This window comes from Streptomyces sp. EDA2-14 (assembly GCF_054963755.1).
Genome location: NZ_JBUEGE010000021.1, coordinates 94837 through 112474 on the forward strand (window position 1 = coordinate 94837; position 17638 = coordinate 112474).

The 17638-nt window shown below is 70.1% G+C and carries 13 protein-coding genes; 3 read left to right on the forward strand and 10 right to left on the reverse strand.

All coding sequences use genetic code 11. The features are described 5' to 3' along the window. Positions 1–104: 104 nt before the first annotated feature. The gene (locus ACY34M_RS34965) at positions 105–1277 is read right to left on the reverse strand and encodes an epoxide hydrolase family protein (RefSeq protein WP_462716726.1); all 1173 of its coding nucleotides are present in this window, start codon (positions 1275–1277) and stop codon (positions 105–107) included. A gap of 82 nt (positions 1278–1359) precedes the next feature. Here ACY34M_RS34965 and ACY34M_RS34970 point away from each other — a divergent pair, with 82 nt between their 5' ends. From ACY34M_RS34970 to ACY34M_RS34980, 3 genes are all read left to right on the forward strand, one after another. After that, entirely contained in the window at positions 1360–1938 is a 579-nt protein-coding gene (locus ACY34M_RS34970; protein WP_462716727.1) for a CGNR zinc finger domain-containing protein, read from the forward strand. A 108-nt stretch (positions 1939–2046) separates the two neighbouring features. Then, positions 2047–4314 (forward strand): bifunctional glycosyltransferase/CDP-glycerol:glycerophosphate glycerophosphotransferase, encoded by a 2268-nt coding sequence (locus ACY34M_RS34975; RefSeq protein ID WP_462716728.1) that lies wholly within the window; start codon positions 2047–2049, stop codon positions 4312–4314. Continuing rightward, positions 4311–7874, forward strand: a complete 3564-nt coding sequence (locus tag ACY34M_RS34980) for a CDP-glycerol glycerophosphotransferase family protein (RefSeq protein ID WP_462716729.1) — start codon at positions 4311–4313, stop codon at positions 7872–7874. The genes ACY34M_RS34975 and ACY34M_RS34980 overlap by 4 nt, the downstream gene beginning before the upstream one ends. A 78-nt stretch (positions 7875–7952) precedes the next feature. Here ACY34M_RS34980 and ACY34M_RS34985 read toward each other — a convergent pair whose 3' ends face one another. From ACY34M_RS34985 to ACY34M_RS35025, 9 genes are all read right to left on the reverse strand, one after another. Further along, entirely contained in the window at positions 7953–9296 is a 1344-nt protein-coding gene (locus ACY34M_RS34985) for a capsule biosynthesis protein CapZ (protein ID WP_462716730.1), read from the reverse strand. A gap of 58 nt (positions 9297–9354) precedes the next feature. Continuing rightward, a complete protein-coding gene (locus tag ACY34M_RS34990; protein ID WP_462716731.1) occupies positions 9355–10692 on the reverse strand; it encodes a UDP-glucose dehydrogenase family protein in 1338 nt (445 codons plus the stop codon). Positions 10693–10704: 12 nt separating this feature from the next. After that, positions 10705–11502 carry a class I SAM-dependent methyltransferase gene (locus ACY34M_RS34995; protein WP_462716732.1) on the reverse strand — a complete coding sequence of 266 codons (798 nt, stop codon included), beginning with the start codon at positions 11500–11502 and terminating at the stop codon, positions 10705–10707. An 82-nt stretch (positions 11503–11584) separates the two neighbouring features. Further along, on the reverse strand, positions 11585–13834 hold the full coding sequence (locus tag ACY34M_RS35000) for a bifunctional glycosyltransferase/CDP-glycerol:glycerophosphate glycerophosphotransferase (RefSeq protein ID WP_462717196.1): 2250 nt from the start codon (positions 13832–13834) through the stop codon (positions 11585–11587). A 153-nt stretch (positions 13835–13987) separates the two neighbouring features. Beyond that, positions 13988–14254 (reverse strand): hypothetical protein, encoded by a 267-nt coding sequence (locus tag ACY34M_RS35005; RefSeq protein ID WP_462716733.1) that lies wholly within the window; start codon positions 14252–14254, stop codon positions 13988–13990. 19 nt (positions 14255–14273) lie between these two features. Then, positions 14274–14570 carry an antibiotic biosynthesis monooxygenase family protein gene (locus ACY34M_RS35010; protein ID WP_462716734.1) on the reverse strand — a complete coding sequence of 99 codons (297 nt, stop codon included), beginning with the start codon at positions 14568–14570 and terminating at the stop codon, positions 14274–14276. A 19-nt stretch (positions 14571–14589) separates the two neighbouring features. After that, entirely contained in the window at positions 14590–15042 is a 453-nt protein-coding gene (locus ACY34M_RS35015; protein ID WP_462716735.1) for a cupin domain-containing protein, read from the reverse strand. Between the two features lie 43 nt (positions 15043–15085). Continuing rightward, positions 15086–16456 (reverse strand): NAD-dependent succinate-semialdehyde dehydrogenase, encoded by a 1371-nt coding sequence (locus ACY34M_RS35020; RefSeq protein WP_462716736.1) that lies wholly within the window; start codon positions 16454–16456, stop codon positions 15086–15088. Then, positions 16456–17625 carry a DUF475 domain-containing protein gene (locus ACY34M_RS35025; RefSeq protein ID WP_462716737.1) on the reverse strand — a complete coding sequence of 390 codons (1170 nt, stop codon included), beginning with the start codon at positions 17623–17625 and terminating at the stop codon, positions 16456–16458. The genes ACY34M_RS35020 and ACY34M_RS35025 overlap by 1 nt, the downstream gene beginning before the upstream one ends. Between the last annotated feature and the right edge of the window lie 13 nt (positions 17626–17638).

Genomic DNA, 17638 nt, shown 5'->3' on the forward strand with positions numbered 1-17638 from the left:
CCTTGCGTCAATGGCGAGGCCGATCGCGGAGGCGGTGGCGGCTGCCGCGCGGAAAAGGTGCGGTTCCGGTTTCTGGGCAGCGCCGCGCGGGGGTCGGCCGGTGTTCACGCAGCGGCGGCCAGGACGGCCGCCAGTCCCTCCTGGAGGTCCTTGACGAAGTACTCGGGAACCTCCAGCGCCGCGAAATGGCCCCCGCTCTCGGGCTCCCTCCACCGGACGATCTGCCGGTACCGCTGCTGCGCCCAGGGGCGCGGGCACTTCTCGACGTCGCGGGGGTACATGGTGAGCGCCGACGGGACGTCGACCCGTAGTTCGGGGTCCAGGGAGTTGTGGCTCTCGTAGTAGATGCGGGCCGCCGACGCGCCGGTCCGCGTCAGCCAGTACAAGGTGACGTCGTCGAGAACCCTGTCCAGGGAAATCGCTTCGAACGGGCTGTCCTCGGTGTCCGTCCACTCGGCGAACTTGTCGAGGATCCAGGCGAGCAGCCCGACCGGTGAGTCGACGAGCGAATAGCCGATGGTCTGCGGCCGGGTCGCCTGCTGCTTCGCGTACGCCGCGCGGTGGCGCCAGAAGTGGTGGGTCTCCTCGGCCCACTCGCGCTCGACCGGCGTCAGCCCGTCCGTCGACAGTCCAGGCGGCCCCTCCGCGAACGTCGTGTGGATGCCGAGAACGTTCTCCGGGAACCTGCCACCGAGAACCGTGGTGATGTTCCCTCCCCAGTCCCCGCCGTGGGCCACGAACCTGTCGTAGCCGAGCCGTGTCATCAGCTCCACCCACGCGGCAGCGATCTTCTCCGTTCCCCACCCGGTGGTGGCGGGCCTGTCGCTGTACCCGAAGCCCGGCAGTGACGGAACCACGACGTGGAACGCCGGTGCGTCCGCGTCCTTCGGATCCGCCAGTTCCTCCACCACGTCGATGAAGCGCACGACGCTGTCCGGCCAGCCGTGCGTCATGAGCAGCGGGGTGGCGTCCGCGCGGGCGGACCGGCGGTGCAGGAAGTGGATTCCCAGACCGTCGACGGTCGTGCGGAACTGGCCGATGCGGTTGAGGCGCTCCTCGAACCGCCGCCAGTCGTACTCGGTGCGCCAGTAGTTCACGACATCGACGAGGTCGGCGAGCGGTACGCCCTGTTCCCATCGGTGAGGGCCGGGCGCCGCGCCCTGGACCGTCTCGGCCTCCGGCAGTCGCGCCGCGGCCAGCCGTGCCCGCAGGTCGTCGAGCTCGGCTTCTGGTGCGTGGGCTTCAAACGCTTGCACGTCGCTGGTCGGGCGGGACATGAGACCTCCTGGCCATTGCGGAACCGGCTAAGACGGTTCTAGCACCGTCCGGAGAGCGGGGCAACCGGCTAAGGTGGTTCGCATGGATGCGCGCTTCCCTGACTTCCGCCTCGGCAACGTGCTGGCCACCAGCTTCACGGGGACTCTGTCGGAGCGTCATGGCGACGCCGTGGAACGGATTCCCGTGCCGCAGCGACTCGTCGACTGGCTGGCGGTGTTCGGCCTCGCCGTGGACTCCTGCACCACCGCCCAGCTCGACCTCGCCCGGGAACTGAGGGAGTCGATCCACGCCGCCGCGACGGCGGCCGCGCTCCAGGAGGCGCTCCCCGCGTCCGCGGTCCACGTCATCAATGACCGCAGCGTTCAGGGCCGGGCCGCCGCGGTCCTGTCGCCGGAAGGCGAGCGGCGGTGGCAGCTCGGCTCGGCGTCCAGCGTGGAGGACGCCCTCAGCGTGATCGCCGCCGACGCGGTCGGCATCATCGCGGGCGAGAGGGACGGAAGGCTGGCCCTGTGTGCCTCGCCGACCTGCCGGGCCGCCTTCTTCGACACCAGTCAGAGCCGCACCCGCAGATGGTGCGACATGAACACGTGCGGAAACCGCCAGAAGAAGGCGCGCTTCCACGCCAACCAGCGGCGCAAGAACTCCGGATCGGCGCAGTGACGGCGGGCCGTTCCTGACCAGGGCGAGGCCGAAGTGGGTTAATGTGCCCATTTCGGACTAAAGGGGCTATATAGTCGCTCGACAGTCGAGAGACAGGAGCCGCCGTCCATGCCGCGTTTCAGCATCGTGGTCCCCGTCCATCGCGTGCAGGGATACCTGCGGCAATGCCTGGACTCGGTGGTGGCGCAGGAGTACGGCGACTTCGAGGTGATCGCCGTCGACGACTGCTCGCCGGACGACTGTGGCGCCGTGCTCGACGAATTCGCGTCGGCCGACCGTCGTGTCCGTCCCGTACACCTCGAGCGGAACGTGGGCCTGGGTGGAGCCCGTAACGCCGGTCTCGAACAGGCCGTCGGCGACTACGTCGTGTTTCTCGACGGCGACGACACCCTGGCCCCCGGCGCCCTGGCCGCGATGGCCGCCCGGCTCGACGCCACCACCGACCCCGACCTCCTCGTCTTCGACTACACGCGCACCTACTGGGACGACAGCCGACGGCCCAACGGCGTCGCCCACCTCCTCGCCGAGAAGGGCCCCGATGTCTTCCGGCTCGCGGACCGCCCCGGCCTGCTCGGGCTGCTGCAAGTGGTCTGGAACAAGGCGTACCGGCGTGCCTTCCTCGACCGGCACGGCTTCACCTTCGCCGACGGGTACTACGAGGACGTCCCGTGGACATACACCGCGCTGATCACGGCCGAGCGGATCGCCGTCCTCGACCGGGTGTGCATCGAGTACCGCCAGCGCCGACAGGGCGGCAACATCCTGGGCACCACCAGCCGCAAGCACTTCGACGCCTTCGGCCAGTACGACCGGCTCTTCGCGCACCTCGACGCCCACCCGGACCTGGAACCCTGGCGGGAGCGCCTGTTCGAGAAGATGGTCGACCACTACCTCACCATCTACACCAAGCCCGGCCGGCTGCCCGAGCAGGACAAGGCGGAGTTCTTCCACGAGGCCGCCCGCCACTATCGCACCCGCCGCCCCGACGGCTACCGGCGCCCCGGCGGCGGACGCGGCCACCGCTACGCGCTGCTCGAACGCGACCTCCACCCGGCCATGCGCGGCCTGCACGAGACGGTGCGCGGCACCCGGGCCGCGCGACGCCGGGCCTCGGTCGCCGTCCGCGGCGCCAAGCGGGCCGCCATGGCCGCCCACTACCGGGCCGAACTGCACCGCCCCATCGACAGCGACCTCGCCGTCTTCTCCTCGTACTGGAGCCGCGGAGTCACCGGAAACCCGGCCGCGATCGCCGAACGGCTCACGGAGCTCGCCCCGCACATCCGCCGTGTCTGGCTGATCCGACCGGACTGCGTGCACCGGGTCCCGGACGGCACCGAGTACGTACTGGTCGGCTCACGCGCCTACTGGTCGGCCATGGCCCGCGCCAAGTACTTCGTCAACGACGTCAACTTCGCCGACTCCGTAGTGAAACGGGCGGGCCAGATCCACGTCCAGACACATCACGGCACCCCGCTCAAGACGATGGGCACGGACCAGCGGCGGTACCCGGCCTCCACCCACATGGACTTCGAGGCGCTGCTCAGACGCTGCGACCGCTGGGACTACGGCCTCTCCTCCAACACCTTCTCCACGGCCGTATGGGAACGGGTCTACCCCTCGGCGCACACCACCCTCGAGACCGGCTACCCGCGCAACGACGTGCTGGTCCGCGCGGGCGCCACCGAAGTGGACTGGGCGCGCCGGGAGTTGGGCCTCGCAGAGGGCGTGACCGTGTTGCTCTACATGCCGACGCACCGCGAGTACGAGGGCACCTTCGTGCCCCGGCTCGACCTCGCCCGGCTCGCCGAAACCCTCGGCCCCGACACCGTCCTGCTCGTGCGCGGCCACTACTTCTACAGCTCCGCCCCGGACTACCGCGAGCTGCGCGGCAGCGGCCGGATCAAGGACGTCAGCGGACACCCCAAGGTCGAGACCCTCTACCTGGCCGCCGACGGCCTGATCACCGACTACTCCTCCGCGATGTTCGACTACGCGGTCCTCGACCGGCCGATCGTGATCTACGCCGACGACTGGCAGACGTACTCCGCCGTCCGCGGCACCTACTTCGACCTGCTGAACGAGCCGCCCGGGGCCGTCGCCCGCACCCAGGACGACCTGGAAGGACTGCTCACCGAAGGGGTCTGGAACAGCCCCGAGGCCGCCGCCCTGCGGGCCGGATTCCGCCGCCGCTTCTGCCAGTTCGACGACGGCCGCGCCGCCGAACGCGTCGTGCGCCGCGTGTTCCTCGACGACACCACCCCGGTGCCGGTGACACCGCTCGAACTGCGCCCCGTCGCACCCGCTCCCACCCGGCCCGCACGTGTGGGCACCCGTACCCCGCACCCGCCGGCAGTGAAGGAAGAACGAGCCCGATGAGCACCCGCCTCAGTGTCATCGTCCCCATCTACGACGTGGAGGAGTACCTGCCCGCCTGCCTGGACTCGCTGGCCGGGCAGAGCATGAAGGACCTCGAGGTCGTCATGGTCGACGACGGTTCGCCGGACGGCTCGGCCGCCATCGCCGCCGAGTACGCGGCCCGCGACGGGCGCTTCCGGCTCGTGCGCAAGGAGAACGCCGGGCTGGGCGCGGCCCGGAACACCGGCCTGGCGAACGTCTCCCCGTCGAGCGAATACCTCGCCTTCGTCGACAGCGACGACGTCGTCCCGTCCGACGCCTACCGGACGATGGTCGGCAGCCTCGACGAGTCCGGCTCCGACTTCGCCACCGGGAACGTGCACCATCTGCGGGGCGAGAAGACGTGGCAGGTGCCGCTCCTCGGGATGCTCTCCGGTGAACTGCGCCGCCGGGTGCACATCGCCGACGACTCGCGGCTCATCGCCGACCGGATCGCCTGCAACAAGGTGTACCGGCGCAGCTTCTGGGACCGGTGCGGCCTCGCCTTCCCGGAGGGTGTGCTGCACGAGGACATCCCCGTCGTACTGCCCGCCTACTTCCGGGCGGAGGCCGTCGACATCGTCGGCGAACCCGTCTACTACTGGCGGCTGCGCGAGGGGGAGGCCGCACCCTCGATCACCCAGCGCCGCACCGAGCCGCAGGCCGTCCGGGACCGGGTCGCCGCGGTCCTCGCCGTCTCCTCCTTCCTCGCCGCACTGCCCGACCCGCGCGCCGCGAAGTTCAAGCGGGAGTACGACGAGCGGGTGCTGCGCGACGATCTCCGGCTCTTCCTGCGCGTCCTGCCCGACGGCGACGCGGCGTTCCGCAAGGCCTTCCTGGTCGAGGCCAACCGGTTCCTCGACCAGATCGACCCCGAGCTCGTCCTCGGCCTGCCCGCCGTCCTGCGGGTGCAGTGGGTCCTGGTGCGCAAGCACGCCATGGAGGAACTCCTCGCCCTGCTCGCCTCCCGCCGCCGCAAGGACCCGGTGACCGTCACCGGACTGCGCCACAAGTACGCCGAGTTCGCCCCGCTCACGGACCGGGGCCTGAAGCTGCCCAAGGCGGCCCTGCGCATCGACAGGGAGCTGGAACTGCGCTCCCCGCTGCGCGCCGCCGAATGGAAGGGCGGGAAGCTCGTCCTGGAGGGCGACGCCTGGATCAGCCGGATCGACGTCCCCACCCGCCGCGGCAGCGTCAAGGCGATCCAGCTCAAGCGGGACAGAAGCCGCCGCCGCGCCCTGCTGCCCGCCGCCAACGTCCATCACCCGCAGGCCACCACCGACTCTGGCCAGAAGTCGCACAACTACGACTGGGCGGGCTGGCGCGTCGAGATCGACCCCGAGCGGTTCCGCAGACGCGGCGTCTGGCAGGAGGGACTCTGGCACGTCGGCATCCACGTCTACGCGGCCGGCCTGTTCCGCAGGGGCGCGGTGTGGACACGCGGCGCCGCGGCCGCCAACTACCCGCCCGTGCACTGGGTGGACGCCGACCACCGGATCGTGCCCCACGGCGTCCGGGGCGCCCTGAAGATCCGCGTCGAGCGGGTCCGCGCACTGGTCACGGACCGCCGGTTCGACGGTGACACACTGCATGTGGAGGGCGAACTCCGCACCGAGCTGCGCCCGGACGAGCGCATGTCGCTGCGGCTGACCAACCGTGCCACGGGCGACCGCAGGGACTACCCGGCCGAGGTTGCCGGCCGCGGCCGGGGCAGCGCGCTCGCCGTCACCGTCCCGCTGGCGGAGGTCGCGCTGTTCCTCGACCCCGACGGCGGTCGCACCCGCCCCGGCACCCGCCGTTGGAGCACCGAGTGGGTCGCCACGGACGAACAGGGAGCGGAGCGCCGCTTCTCCACCGTGATCCGCGAAGGTCTCCCGGACCTGACCACCGACCTGTCCGAGGAGTTCGGCGCGGCCGGCGAGGGCGCCGAGATCGCCGTCACGGCCGGAGCCAACGGCTATCTGAAGATCACCAGCAGGAACCGGCGCGCGATCATCGACCGGGTCGCCGAACTCGACGGTGAGATCGTCTTCTCCGGCCGGGCCAGCCTGCGGGACATCGGCAGAGAGCTGGTACTGCGCGCCCGGGGCCGCGCCGACGAGCGTCCGTGCCGTATCGACTGGCGCCCCGACAGCACCTTCACCGCCTCCTTCGACCCGTCCGTCATGGGTGGCGCCGGAGGCGGCCTGCCGCTGAAGGCCGGCCGCTGGAACCTCCTCCTCGTCGGCGAGGCGGACGAGCCGCGGATCCCCTTCGTCATCGACCGCCTCGCCCTGCCGCAGTTCCCCCTGCACAGCGAACTGAAGGGGCGACGCTACTGGCTGGAGAACCGCTGGGAGGACTTCCCGCAGCTCAACTGCCGCTCCGAACTGGGCGACGACGAGCGCGGCCCGTACCGCCAGCTCCAGCTGCACCGTGAGATCTACGTGCCGACGCGCACGACCGAGCCCCTGCGCGACCAGGTCTTCTACCTCAGCTACAACGGCAAGCAGTTCTCCGACAGCCCGCGCGCCATGTACGAGGAACTGGTCCGCCGCGATGCGGAGCTGCGGCACCTGTGGGCGGTCCGCGACGGCCAGGTCGAACTGCCCGACGGGGCGGAGAAGATCCGCATGTGGGGCCGCGAGTGGTTCGAGGCACTGGCGACCAGCCGCTACATCGTGACCAACGGACACCTGCCCGAGTGGGTCGAGCGCCGACCCGGCCAAGTGATCGTCCAGACCTGGCACGGCACCATGCTGAAGAAGATCGGCCACGACATCGAGACCCTGCACTTCGACCGCGAGTACCAGAACCGGCTCGCGCTCGAGGCAGGTCACTGGAGCCTCCTGGTCTCCTCCAACCGCTTCTCCACCCCGATCCTGCGCCGCGCGTTCTCCTACCAGGGCGAGATCCTCGAGGCCGGATACCCCCGCAACGACCGCCTCTACGCACCCGACCGCGAGGAGACCGCCGCTCGGGTACGCCGCGAACTCGGCCTGCCGGAAGGCAAGAAGGTCGTTCTGTACGCGCCGACATGGCGTGACGACAAGGCGCACAGCGCCGGCCAGTTCAAGTTCGACCTGCGCATTGATCTGGCCGAGGCCCGCGAACGGCTCGGCGAGGACCACGTCCTGCTGATCCGCCGTCACTCCAACATCGTCGATGTCGTCCCGCAGGCCGGCGACGGCTTCGTGTGGGACGTCTCCGAGTACCCGGACATCGCCGACCTGTATTTGGTCGCCGACGTCCTGGTCACCGACTACTCCTCGGTGATGTTCGACTACGCGCACCTCGAACGGCCGATGCTGTTCTTCACGTACGACCTGGATCACTACCGGGACACGCTGCGCGGCTTCTACTTCGACTTCGAGGCCGACTCCCCGGGGCCGCTGCTGCGGACCTCGGGGGAGTTGGTCGAGGCGATTCGTGACATCGAGAAGGTGCACATCGCGCACCAGGACCGGTTCGCGCGCTTCCAGCACCTGTTCTGCGACCTGGACGACGGCAAGGCGGCGGCCCGGGTCGTCGACCGGATGCTGGAGCAGGCCGCGGAGGTCTGACCGGACCTGGTCCGGTCCGCCGACGCACTCGGGCCCTCCCCGTACGAACGGGGAGGGCCCGAGTCATGTGGGGGCGGGTCAGTCCCCGAAGACGATGTCCAGAACGTGGCTCATGCGTACGTCGAAGGTGTGGGTCCCCGGCTTCGCCGTGGCTTCCGCACGGTCGTACTTCCAGCCGTTGTTCACACCCTGGTAGTGGCGGTGGTGGATCTGCTCGCTGGCCTCGGCGTTCGAGCCGACGACGCTGTGCACGCGCCACTGTGTCGTCTGCCAGTCCAGCATCTCCGGGATGACCGTCCACTTCTTCGTCGTCGTGCCGCGTGTGCGATGGCGGTAGTCGACGAACCGGCGCTGGCGCAGGGGGTTCATGGGCGCCATCGTCGCCTTGGCGATCCAGTGCCCCTGGTAGCTGACCGCGCCGGACTCGGACTCCGCCGCGTGATCGAAGACCGGCCGGGCGTCGTTCGTGAGCACCAGTTCGTCGATGTCCGCGTTGATGACGCCCGCCGCCTTGCTGAGGTACCGGAAACGCCCGTGCTCCATCAGGGAGTACTGGCAGTAGTCGGAGTCCCAGACCTTGTTCGGGCCCGCATTGGGACCCCAGGGGTAGTTCCAGGCGACGACGGCGGCGGTGGTGATGCCCGGCACCGAGGAAATGACGTCGGCGACGTCCTCGGGGCGGTACTTGGTGGAGTTGTTGTCGTAGAAGACGACTCCCGTCACACCGTGCACGACGTGGTAGTAGCGCAGGAAGTCCCTGATCCAGACGAGGTCGTTGTCCTTGGACTTCGTGATGATGGTCCGCTGCCCGGCGAACAGGTCCGATTCGTCGGGGGCGATCACCATGCTGAAACGTGAGTCCGCCAGGCCGAGCGTCAGATGCCTGCCGGGGTGTGCTCCGGTGATCCGCGAGCGCTGTGTGCGGCCCCAGTCGGTGAGCGAGACCGAGCCGCTCACGTCGGTGCCGTCGATGCGCCAGTCCGCGCCCCCGAGTCCGGCACGCAGATTGTTGGTCGGCGGCCCGGAGAGCCACACGTCGTCGCCGAGCCGGAACGCGTCGTAGAAGAGCGTCCTGCTGTCGAACTTGTCGAGGTAGTCGGGTTGCCGGTCCGCGGGTTCACGGGGCGGGTCACGGCGCAGTGGAGAATTCGCCGGGAGCGTCATACCGGTCGGCCGTACGACCTTGATGGTCTTGGACTGCTGCTGCCCGGACGCGCAGCGCACGTCGCAGGCCTCTCTGGCGCGGCGGATCGGCCGGAGGAACTCCTGCAGCGTGAGCGGGCCCGCATGCCGTGGCATCCGGTCGCCGCCGGCCTCCAGTTGGGAGATCCGGCGGCTGAGCCCCGCGATCTCCGTGGTCAGGGTGGCGTCCGACCCCGCCGCTGACGTCGTGCCGGTGTGGTCGATGGCCCCAGATGTCATGCTTCACTCCTGTTCTCGGGGTCCTGAACGGTGGGCTGCGGCGCCCGTGGGACCGGCTTCAGGGCTGAGGACGCCGCACCGGACGCCCGAGCTGCCACACCGTCCAGCCTTCCGCGGTCCAGTCGAGCGGGTCGACGCAGGTGCGGACGTCCACCAGCCGGCGCGCGGCCACGGTGCGGGCGGCCGAGGCCGGGAGTTCGGCGTCCTCGCTGAAGTGCGGCCACTCGGTCGCCAGGACGGTGACGTCGGCCCCGTCGAGGGCTTCGGCGAGGGTGTCGGCGTAGGTGTGCTCGGGGTGCAGCCGCCGGGCCGTCTCCATCGCCTCCGGATCGTGGACGACCGGGTGGGCACCGGCCCCGGCCAGGCGGCGGGCCAGTTCGAGGGCAGGGGAGTTGCGGACGTCGCTGGTGCCCGCCTTGAAGGCGGCGCCGAGGAACGCGACGCGCAGCCCGGCCAGACCGCGGCCCCCGGCGGCATCCGCCACGAGGTCGACCGCGGCATCCACACGGCCGCGGTTGACACCCTCCACGGCCTGGAGGAGCGCGACCGCGTTCGTGGCGCCGATCTCGTCGAGCCGGTGGGTGAAGGCCCGCAGGTCCTTCGGCAGGCAGCCGCCGCCGTAACCGATGCCGGGCCGCATCCCGGCGTGCCCGATCCGGTGGTCGACACCGATGCCGTGGGCGACGGTCTTGACGTCCGCTCCGGCCAGCTCGCACACCTCGGCCATCGCGTTGATGAAGGAAATCTTCGTCGCCAGGAAGGAGTTGGCCGCCGACTTGATGACCTCGGCCGTCTCCGGTTCGGTCACGATCAGGTCCACGTCCCCGCGGTCCAGGATCGGCGCGTACACCGCCTCGATCGCCTGTCGGGCCTCGTCGCCGGACACCCCGGCGACGATGCGGTCGGGGTAGAGCGTGTCCTCGACCGCGTGCCCCTCGCGCAGGAACTCCGGGTTCCACACCAGGTCGACGCCGTCCACGGCGCGCTCCGCGATGATCTCCTGAAGACGCGCCACGGTGCCGACCGTCACGGTGGACTTGCCGACGATGGTGCAGGGGCGGGTGAGCAGCGGGGCCAGCGCGCCGACCGCGCCGAACACCTGCTCCATGTCGTAGCTCCGACCGTCCTCGCTCAGCGGGGTGCCGACCGCGATGAAGTGGAGGTCGGCGAACTCGGCGGCCTCCATGAGGTCGCCGGTGAACCGGAGGCGGCCGGTGGGCACGTACTTCTCCAGCAGGTCGTCGAGCCCCTTCTCGAAGAAGGGGCCGCGCCCGCTCTGGAGGACCCGGCGGGTGGCCGGGTCGAGTTCGAGGCCGATCACGTCGTGCCCGAGCTCCGCCATGGCGGCGGCGTGAGGGGCTCCGAGGTGGCCACAGCCGATCACCGAGATGCGCATTGCTGTCCTGTTCTAATCGAGTTGGAGGACCGTGGAACGGGCGACGTCCTTGACGAAGGTGACGCGCCGGTCGAAGGCACCCTCGGCGGCCCACATCTTGGTGATGTCCCGCTCGGCCTTGCGGTTGGTGTCGTCGAGGACGACGAGGCCGCCCTTGGCCATGCGCGGCAGCAGCTGCGGCATCGCGGGGTAGCGGGCGAGCGGCGCCGTCGGGCGCGGCGGCCCGTCGATGAAGAGCAGGTCGACGTCGGCGACGTCACCGAGACCGGACAGGTCGTACCACGGCTGGGTGCCGAGGCCCGGCACCTCGACGTCGACCAGGGGAGCGTCGACGACCGTCGCCCACGACTCCAGGCCGTGGTCCGCGAGCCGCTGCCGGGTCACCTCGGCGAAGTCCCGGTCGTGCTCGACGGAGGTCACGTGCCCCGCGCCGCACTTGCGGAGCGCTGCCGCCGTCCACAGGGTCGAGGCACCGGAGCCGCACTCCAGCATGGTGCGCCGGGCGGACCTGCCCATCACCTCGTCGACGATGAACAGGACGGTCGGGGCGATCGCCGCCCAGTTGGCGCCGAGCACCGGCATCGGCATGTCGCCGTCGATGAGGTGGTTGTAGCGGCGCATCAACTCGGCGACCACGTAGGGCTGGTGCTCGAGCTGCTTGCGGATGCCGGTGAGCGCGGCGGTCAGCGTCTTGGTCTGCTGCTGGAGCGCACGCAGGATCTGTTCGGTGTCGGCCGCGCTGGTCGCCGGCTCCTTCGGCTCCGTCGGCTTGACGGGCTGCGGCTTCGCGGGGGCCTTGAAGAGTTTCACGTGTACTTCCCATGAGGATGTCAGTGGCATCACTGAGCGGGTGGGCGGGGAGCGCTCGACGGCGCGGCTATGTGCACGGGCATCAGGACTCCTGCGACAGGGGACGGTCCGAACGCATGTCGGCAGGGGCTTCGTGCCGCAGGTCCCGCTCCGCGGGCTGCTCCACGGGCTTCGGTGCCGGCGGCTCCGACGGCTCTCCCAGGAACACCCTGCGCACCACCCGCTCCGTGGCCCGCCCGTCGTCGTGCGGGCAGAAGCGCGCGCGGAAGGCGGTGCGCAGCTGGGTGGAGCGGGAGCCGGTCCAGTGGCCTGTGGCGAAGATGTCGATCAGCTCGCGCTGGGTCTGGGCGACCGGGCCCGGCGGGAAGGCACGGATGTCGAAGTAGGTGCCACGGGCGGCCTCGTAGGCCGTGCGGTCGTCGGTGAACAGGACGATCGGACGGTCCAGGGCCGCGTAGTCGAACATCAGGGACGAGTAGTCGGTGACCAGCGCGTCGGAGGCCAGGCAGAGTTCCTCGACGGCGGGGTGGTCGGACACGTCGATCACGCGCGGGTGGGGTTCCGTGGCGTTCTCGTCCGTCGTCGCCAGGTAGTGGGTGCGGGTCAGGACGACGTACGAGGGCCCCAGGTGGCGTGCCAGCCGGGCGAGGTCCAGGCGGGGCGTCTGGGTGCGCTGGTAGTCGCGGTGGGTGGGCGCGTACAGGAGGACGGTCGCGCCGCCGGGGATGCCGAGGAGTTCGCGGCTGCGGCTGCGGTCGGCCTCGGTCGCCGTCGCGAAGATGTCGTTGCGCGGGTTGCCGTACTCGAGAGTGGTGTAACCGGCCGGGTAGACGCGTTCCCAGGTGAGCGTGGAATGCCGGTTCGCCGAGAGGCTGTAGTCCCATTTGTCGGCGTTCCGCAGGAGCGTCGTGAAGTCCATGCGACCGCCCGCCGCCGGGTGTTCCTGGAGGTCGAGCCCCATCTTCTTCAGAGGCGTGCCGTGGTGGGTCTGCAGCAGGACCTGGCCGGGGCGCTTGCGCAGCCTGCGGTCGAAGTTGACGTTGTTGACCAGGTACTTCGCGCGGGCGAGCGCCGTCCAGTAGCCGAATGTGCCGGGGGTCAGACGGCGGATCGCGGCGGGCACGGTGTGGCTGTAGGCGGGGTGTGCGATCCAGGCCGTACGGATCGAGGGGACCAGCTCGCGCACCGTGGACTCGATCGCCGCGGGGCTGCAGGAGTAGCCGCGGTTCCAGTAGGCGGAGAAGACCGCGAGATCGTCCTTGACGGGCATCCTGCACTGGATGCGGTAGTGGGTCTGAAGGGCCGCGCCGCGGGCCACGTGGGCCGTGCGTCTGAGATGGCGCACGGCGTGCGCTCGGGCTCTTCGCGTCCCGGTGATGACGAGATACGCGCGATGCGCGCCCAGGCGGACGAGACCGTGCCGCAGCCGGGTCGGAGCCTTCACCGGACCGCCCGGCGTGCGGTAGCGGGCGTAGTGGCCGCGGGCACGGCGCAGGAACTCCGCGCGGCTGCCGCGCGGGAGCCGCCCGCGGGTGGTGAAGATCGTACAGAAGTGGTCGATCATTCGGCGGAACAGCACGCGCCGCCACTGGGCGTCCAGTTCGGGGTGCTCGCCGAGAAACGCGAAGACCCGGTCGTACTGGTCGAAGACGTCGAAGTGCCGGGTGCTGACCGTCGACAGGATGTTGCCCTGGCGGCGCTGCCGGTAGTGGACGCAGACCCGGTCGAGGGTGGCGACGGAGCCCGCCGCCATCAGCGCCGGATAGGTCCAGGCGGTGTCCTCGTAGTAGCCGGGATGGAAGGTCAGGCCGCTGTCGACGAGGAACTCGCGACGGTACGCCTTGTTCCAGACGACCATCAGCAGACGCATGAGCGAGGGGCGGTCGGCCAGCGCGAAGGGCTGCGGGCCCGACTCGTTCAGCATCTGCGCGTGCTGGTTGCGGACGAGGCTGCCGTCCCAGTGCGCGCGGGCGTAGTCGTAGATCAGGACGTCCGGGCGGCCGGTCGCCCTCACCCGGTCGGCGATGGCGGCGAGCGAGCCGGGGGTGAGGGTGTCGTCGCTGTCCAGGAAGACGACGTAGTCGCCGCTCGCCCGCTCGAGGCCCGCGTTGCGGGCCCGGCCGAGTCCGACGTTCTCCGTGAGGTGGACGACCGTGACCCGCGGGTCACGCGCCGCGTAGGAGTCGAGGATCTCGCCGCAGGCGTCCGGCGAGGCATCGTCCACGGCGATGAGTTCCAGGTCGGTGTAGGACTGGCCGAGCACCGAGTCGATGCAGGCGTGGAGGTACGCCTGGACCAGATATGCGGGGACGATCACACTGAACCGGGGCAGGGGCGCATCCAGCACTCGACTATGAAAACGGGGCATGAGTACATAGAACGGCAAAAACGGAATTTAGCTACGTTTTATACGTCATTCGGCGGTTCGTCATGACGGTGGGGCGGCTCGTGCGATGTCGTTGGCGGGGGCCGAGTGAACGAATCGCTAGAGGGCGAAGGGATCCCCGAGGACACCGGCGAGCCGGATCAGGCCCTGCTGCTCGCCGTCCGTCGTCACGACGTAGACGGTGTACGTCCATCCGTGCTCGGCCGCGTGCGTCCCGGCCCACGTCAGCAGGGCATCGACATCCACCTGGTTGAGGATCTCGTACTCGTACGAGGCGTTGGCCGACCGGTCCCAGAAGTGGACCCGGTACCGGGCGTGGTCCTGCTCCCAGGTGGTGTCTCGGGGGTCGATGCCGCGAATCCGCATGGGCCGAGCCTATGTCCGGTCAGCTGGTGAGCACCGAGTGGACGTGTTCGACCTGCGGGGGCGTCGCGAAGTGGGGGCCCGCCAGTTCGCGCCAGCGGGCGAAGCCCTCGGAGTTCCGGAAGGTGACGGTGTGGTGCTCCACCGTCTCCCACTGGACCATGAGGCGGTACCGCGAAGGGTGTTCGACGCTGCGGTGCAGGTCGACTCCGTGGCAGCCGTCGGCGGCCAGGAAGCCGGGGGTGGCCTCGGCGAAGGCCTGCTCGAAGGCGGCCTCCGCGCCGGGCTTGATCTCGATCTGGGCGATCTCGGTGATCACGGGACGGTCCTCGCTCTCGTTACTGCTGGGCGGTCTTGTTGTGCTCGGCATCCACGCGCGCCGTGACGCCCGTGTCCACGAGGGTGCGGGTGGCGTCGACGGAGGCGTAGATCCACAGGATGCGCATCGGCTCGGTGTCCGAGGCGTTGCGGAAGCGGTGCGGGGTGTCCGCGGCCACGTACGTCGTGTCGAACGTGGTGACCTCGTGCTCGACGCCGTCGATCTCGACCACGGCGTCACCCTCGAGGATCGTGACGCTCTCGGGGCAGTTGTGGGTGTGCAGGGGGATGCCGGCGCCGCCCTCGAAGAGGGTCTGGCCGGTGATGAAGACCTCGGCGCCGACCGCCCGGGTGACCAGGGGGACGGTGCGGGCGCCGCCGCCGCGGCTGAAGGCGGGGAGTTCGGCCGGGCGCAGGACGGCGGGCGGGAAGGCGCCGCAGCAGGGGTCGTTGGTGGTCTCGGTGGTGCTCATGGGTGTTTCTCCGTGTCGCGTAGGAGGGGTGGGGGCGGGGGTGTCAGGACGCCGGGCCGATCCAGACAGTCTTGGTGTTGGTGAACTCGCGGATGCCTTCGGCGCCGAGCTCCCGGCCGTAGCCGGAGCGCTTGATGCCGCCGAAGGGCAGGCGCGGGTCGGAGGCGACCATGCCGTTGACGAAGACCGCGCCGGCGTCGAGCACGCGGGTGAGGCGGCGCGCCCGGTCCAGGTCGGAGGTCCACAGAGCGGCGCCGAGGCCGTACTCGGTGTGGTTCGCCAGCTCGACGGCCTCCGCGGCGTCGGCGGCGCGCGTGATGGCGGCGACCGGGCCGAAGGTCTCCTCGTCGAAGGCGGCGGTGCCGGGCTTCACGTGGTCGAGGACGGTCGGCGGATAGTAGTGGCCCGCGCCCTCGGGGACCGTCCCGCCGAGCTTGAGCTCCGCACCGGCGGCGACGCTGCGCTCGACCTGGTCGTGCAGGGTGGCGCGGAGGTTCGCGCGGGCCATGGGGCCGATCTCGGTGGCCGGGTCGGTGGGGTCGCCCACCCTCAACTCGGCCGCGGCGGCGGTGAAGTGGGCCACGAACGCGTCGGCGACGGCCTCCTCGACGATGAACCGCTTGGCGTTGACGCAGGACTGACCGGCGTTGACGTACCGGGCCCTGACGGCGGTCGCCGCGGCGGCCGGCACGTCGGCGTCGGCGAGCACGACGAACGGGTCGGAGCCGCCCAGCTCCAGAACCTGCTTCTTCAGCACGGCGGCGGCCTGCGCGGCGACGATCGCGCCGACCTCCGTGGAGCCGGTGAGGGTGACGGCGGCGATCCGCCGGTCGGCGATGATCCCGGCCACCTGGTCCACGTCGATCAGCAGCGTGCGGCACAGGCCCTCGGGGGCACCGGCCGTGCGGACGACCTCCTCGACGGCGAGGGCGCACTGGGGCACGTTGTTGGCGTGCTTGAGCAGGGCGCCGTTCCCCGCCGCCAGGGCGGGGGCGGCGAAGCGGAAGAACTGCCAGAACGGGTAGTTCCACGGCATCACCGCGAGGACGACACCCAACGGGTCGTACACGACGGCGCTTTCGCTCGCGCTCGACTCCACGGGCCGGTCGGCGAGGTGGGTCGGGGCGTGCTCGGCGTAGTAGTCGCACGTCGTCGCGCACTTGTCGATCTCGGCGAGCGCCTCGGTGACCGGCTTGCCCATCTCGGCCGTGATCAGGGCCGCGTAGCTCTCCCGGTTCTCGCGCAGCACCTCGGCCATGCGTCGCAGGAGCGGGGTGCGGTCGGCGATCGGGCGGCGGCGCCAGTCGGCCTGGGCGGTGGCGGCGCCGGTGAGGATCGCGTCGACCTCGTCGGCGGACTGCGGGGCGAGGCGGGCGAGTTCGGCGCCCGTGGCCGGATTGGTGGAGGTGATCATCAGCGGTTCTCCGTTGTACTTGAAGTGGTGACAGGAGTGGGCGACGAAGAAGGCGGTGTCGTCGGCGTCCGGGGCAGTGCCGTGTCTTCCGCGGACGCGATGCGCCGGTTGCGCCGGACCGAGGACAGGAAGGACCAGGCGATCAGTACGACGCCGATCAGGCCGGTGACGACCTCGTTGATCTCGTACTGGATGGTGACCAGGAGGATCGCGGCGAGGGCGCCGATCGCGTAGTGCGCGCCGTGCTCCAGGTACACGTAGTCGTCGAGGGTGCCCTGGCGGACCAGGTGGACCGTGAGCGAACGGACGTACATGGCGCCGATGCCGAGACCCAGCGCCATCATCACGATGTCGTTGGTGACAGCGAAGGCACCGACGACACCGTCGAACGAGAAGGAAGCGTCCAGGACTTCGAGGTAGAGGAACATGAAGAACGCGACCTTGCCTGCCAGTAGCACCGCCGGCCCGGACCCGGCGGCGGTCTCGCGTTCCTCCGCTTCCCCGGCCTCCTCCAGACGGTTCTCGAAGAAGCCCGACAGGCCGTTGACCACGAGGTACGTGATGAGCCCCGCGACACCGGCGAGGAGTACGGTGGCCTGCTTGTCGACGTGTGCGCCGCCGTGCTGGTGGGCGTTGACCGCGACGGTCATGGAGGCGATGAGCAGCACGATCAGGGCGATGCAGACCGACAGCATGTCGACCTTGCCGAGCTTGGCCAGCGGACGCTCGATCCGGCGCAGCCACTGGATGTCACGCTCCTCGAAGACGAAGTCGAGGAAGATCATGAGCAGGAACATGCCGCCGAAGGCGGCGATGGACGGGTGCGCGTCGGTCACCAACTGCTGATAGCGCTCTGGTTGGTTGAACGCGAGGTCGACCGCCTCGACCGGACCCGTCCGCGCGCTGATGGCGACGATCACGACGGGGAACACGAGCCGCATCCCGAAGACGGCGATCAGCACACCGATCGTGAGGAAGATCTTCTGCCAGAAGGCATTCATCTTCTTCAGGATTCCGGCGTTGACCACAGCGTTGTCGAACGACAGCGAGATTTCGAGGATCGCGAGGACGGCGACGATCCCGAAGGCCTTCCAGCCCCCGTAGAGGACGGCCGCGACGAGGCCGAGCGCGGTGATCGCGAACGACCAGCCGAAAGTCTTGAGAAGCACTGTCTCTCCCTGG

Coding starts and splice junctions, on each gene's coding strand:
- ACY34M_RS34965 (WP_462716726.1), bottom strand. CDS start 1,277: ATGTCCCGCCCGACCAGCGACGTGCAAGCGTTTGAAGCCCACGCACCA.
- ACY34M_RS34970 (WP_462716727.1), top strand. CDS start 1,360: ATGGATGCGCGCTTCCCTGACTTCCGCCTCGGCAACGTGCTGGCCACC.
- ACY34M_RS34975 (WP_462716728.1), top strand. CDS start 2,047: ATGCCGCGTTTCAGCATCGTGGTCCCCGTCCATCGCGTGCAGGGATAC.
- ACY34M_RS34980 (WP_462716729.1), top strand. CDS start 4,311: ATGAGCACCCGCCTCAGTGTCATCGTCCCCATCTACGACGTGGAGGAG.
- ACY34M_RS34985 (WP_462716730.1), bottom strand. CDS start 9,296: ATGACATCTGGGGCCATCGACCACACCGGCACGACGTCAGCGGCGGGG.
- ACY34M_RS34990 (WP_462716731.1), bottom strand. CDS start 10,692: ATGCGCATCTCGGTGATCGGCTGTGGCCACCTCGGAGCCCCTCACGCC.
- ACY34M_RS35005 (WP_462716733.1), bottom strand. CDS start 14,254: ATGCGGATTCGCGGCATCGACCCCCGAGACACCACCTGGGAGCAGGAC.
- ACY34M_RS35015 (WP_462716735.1), bottom strand. CDS start 15,042: ATGAGCACCACCGAGACCACCAACGACCCCTGCTGCGGCGCCTTCCCG.
- ACY34M_RS35020 (WP_462716736.1), bottom strand. CDS start 16,456: ATGATCACCTCCACCAATCCGGCCACGGGCGCCGAACTCGCCCGCCTC.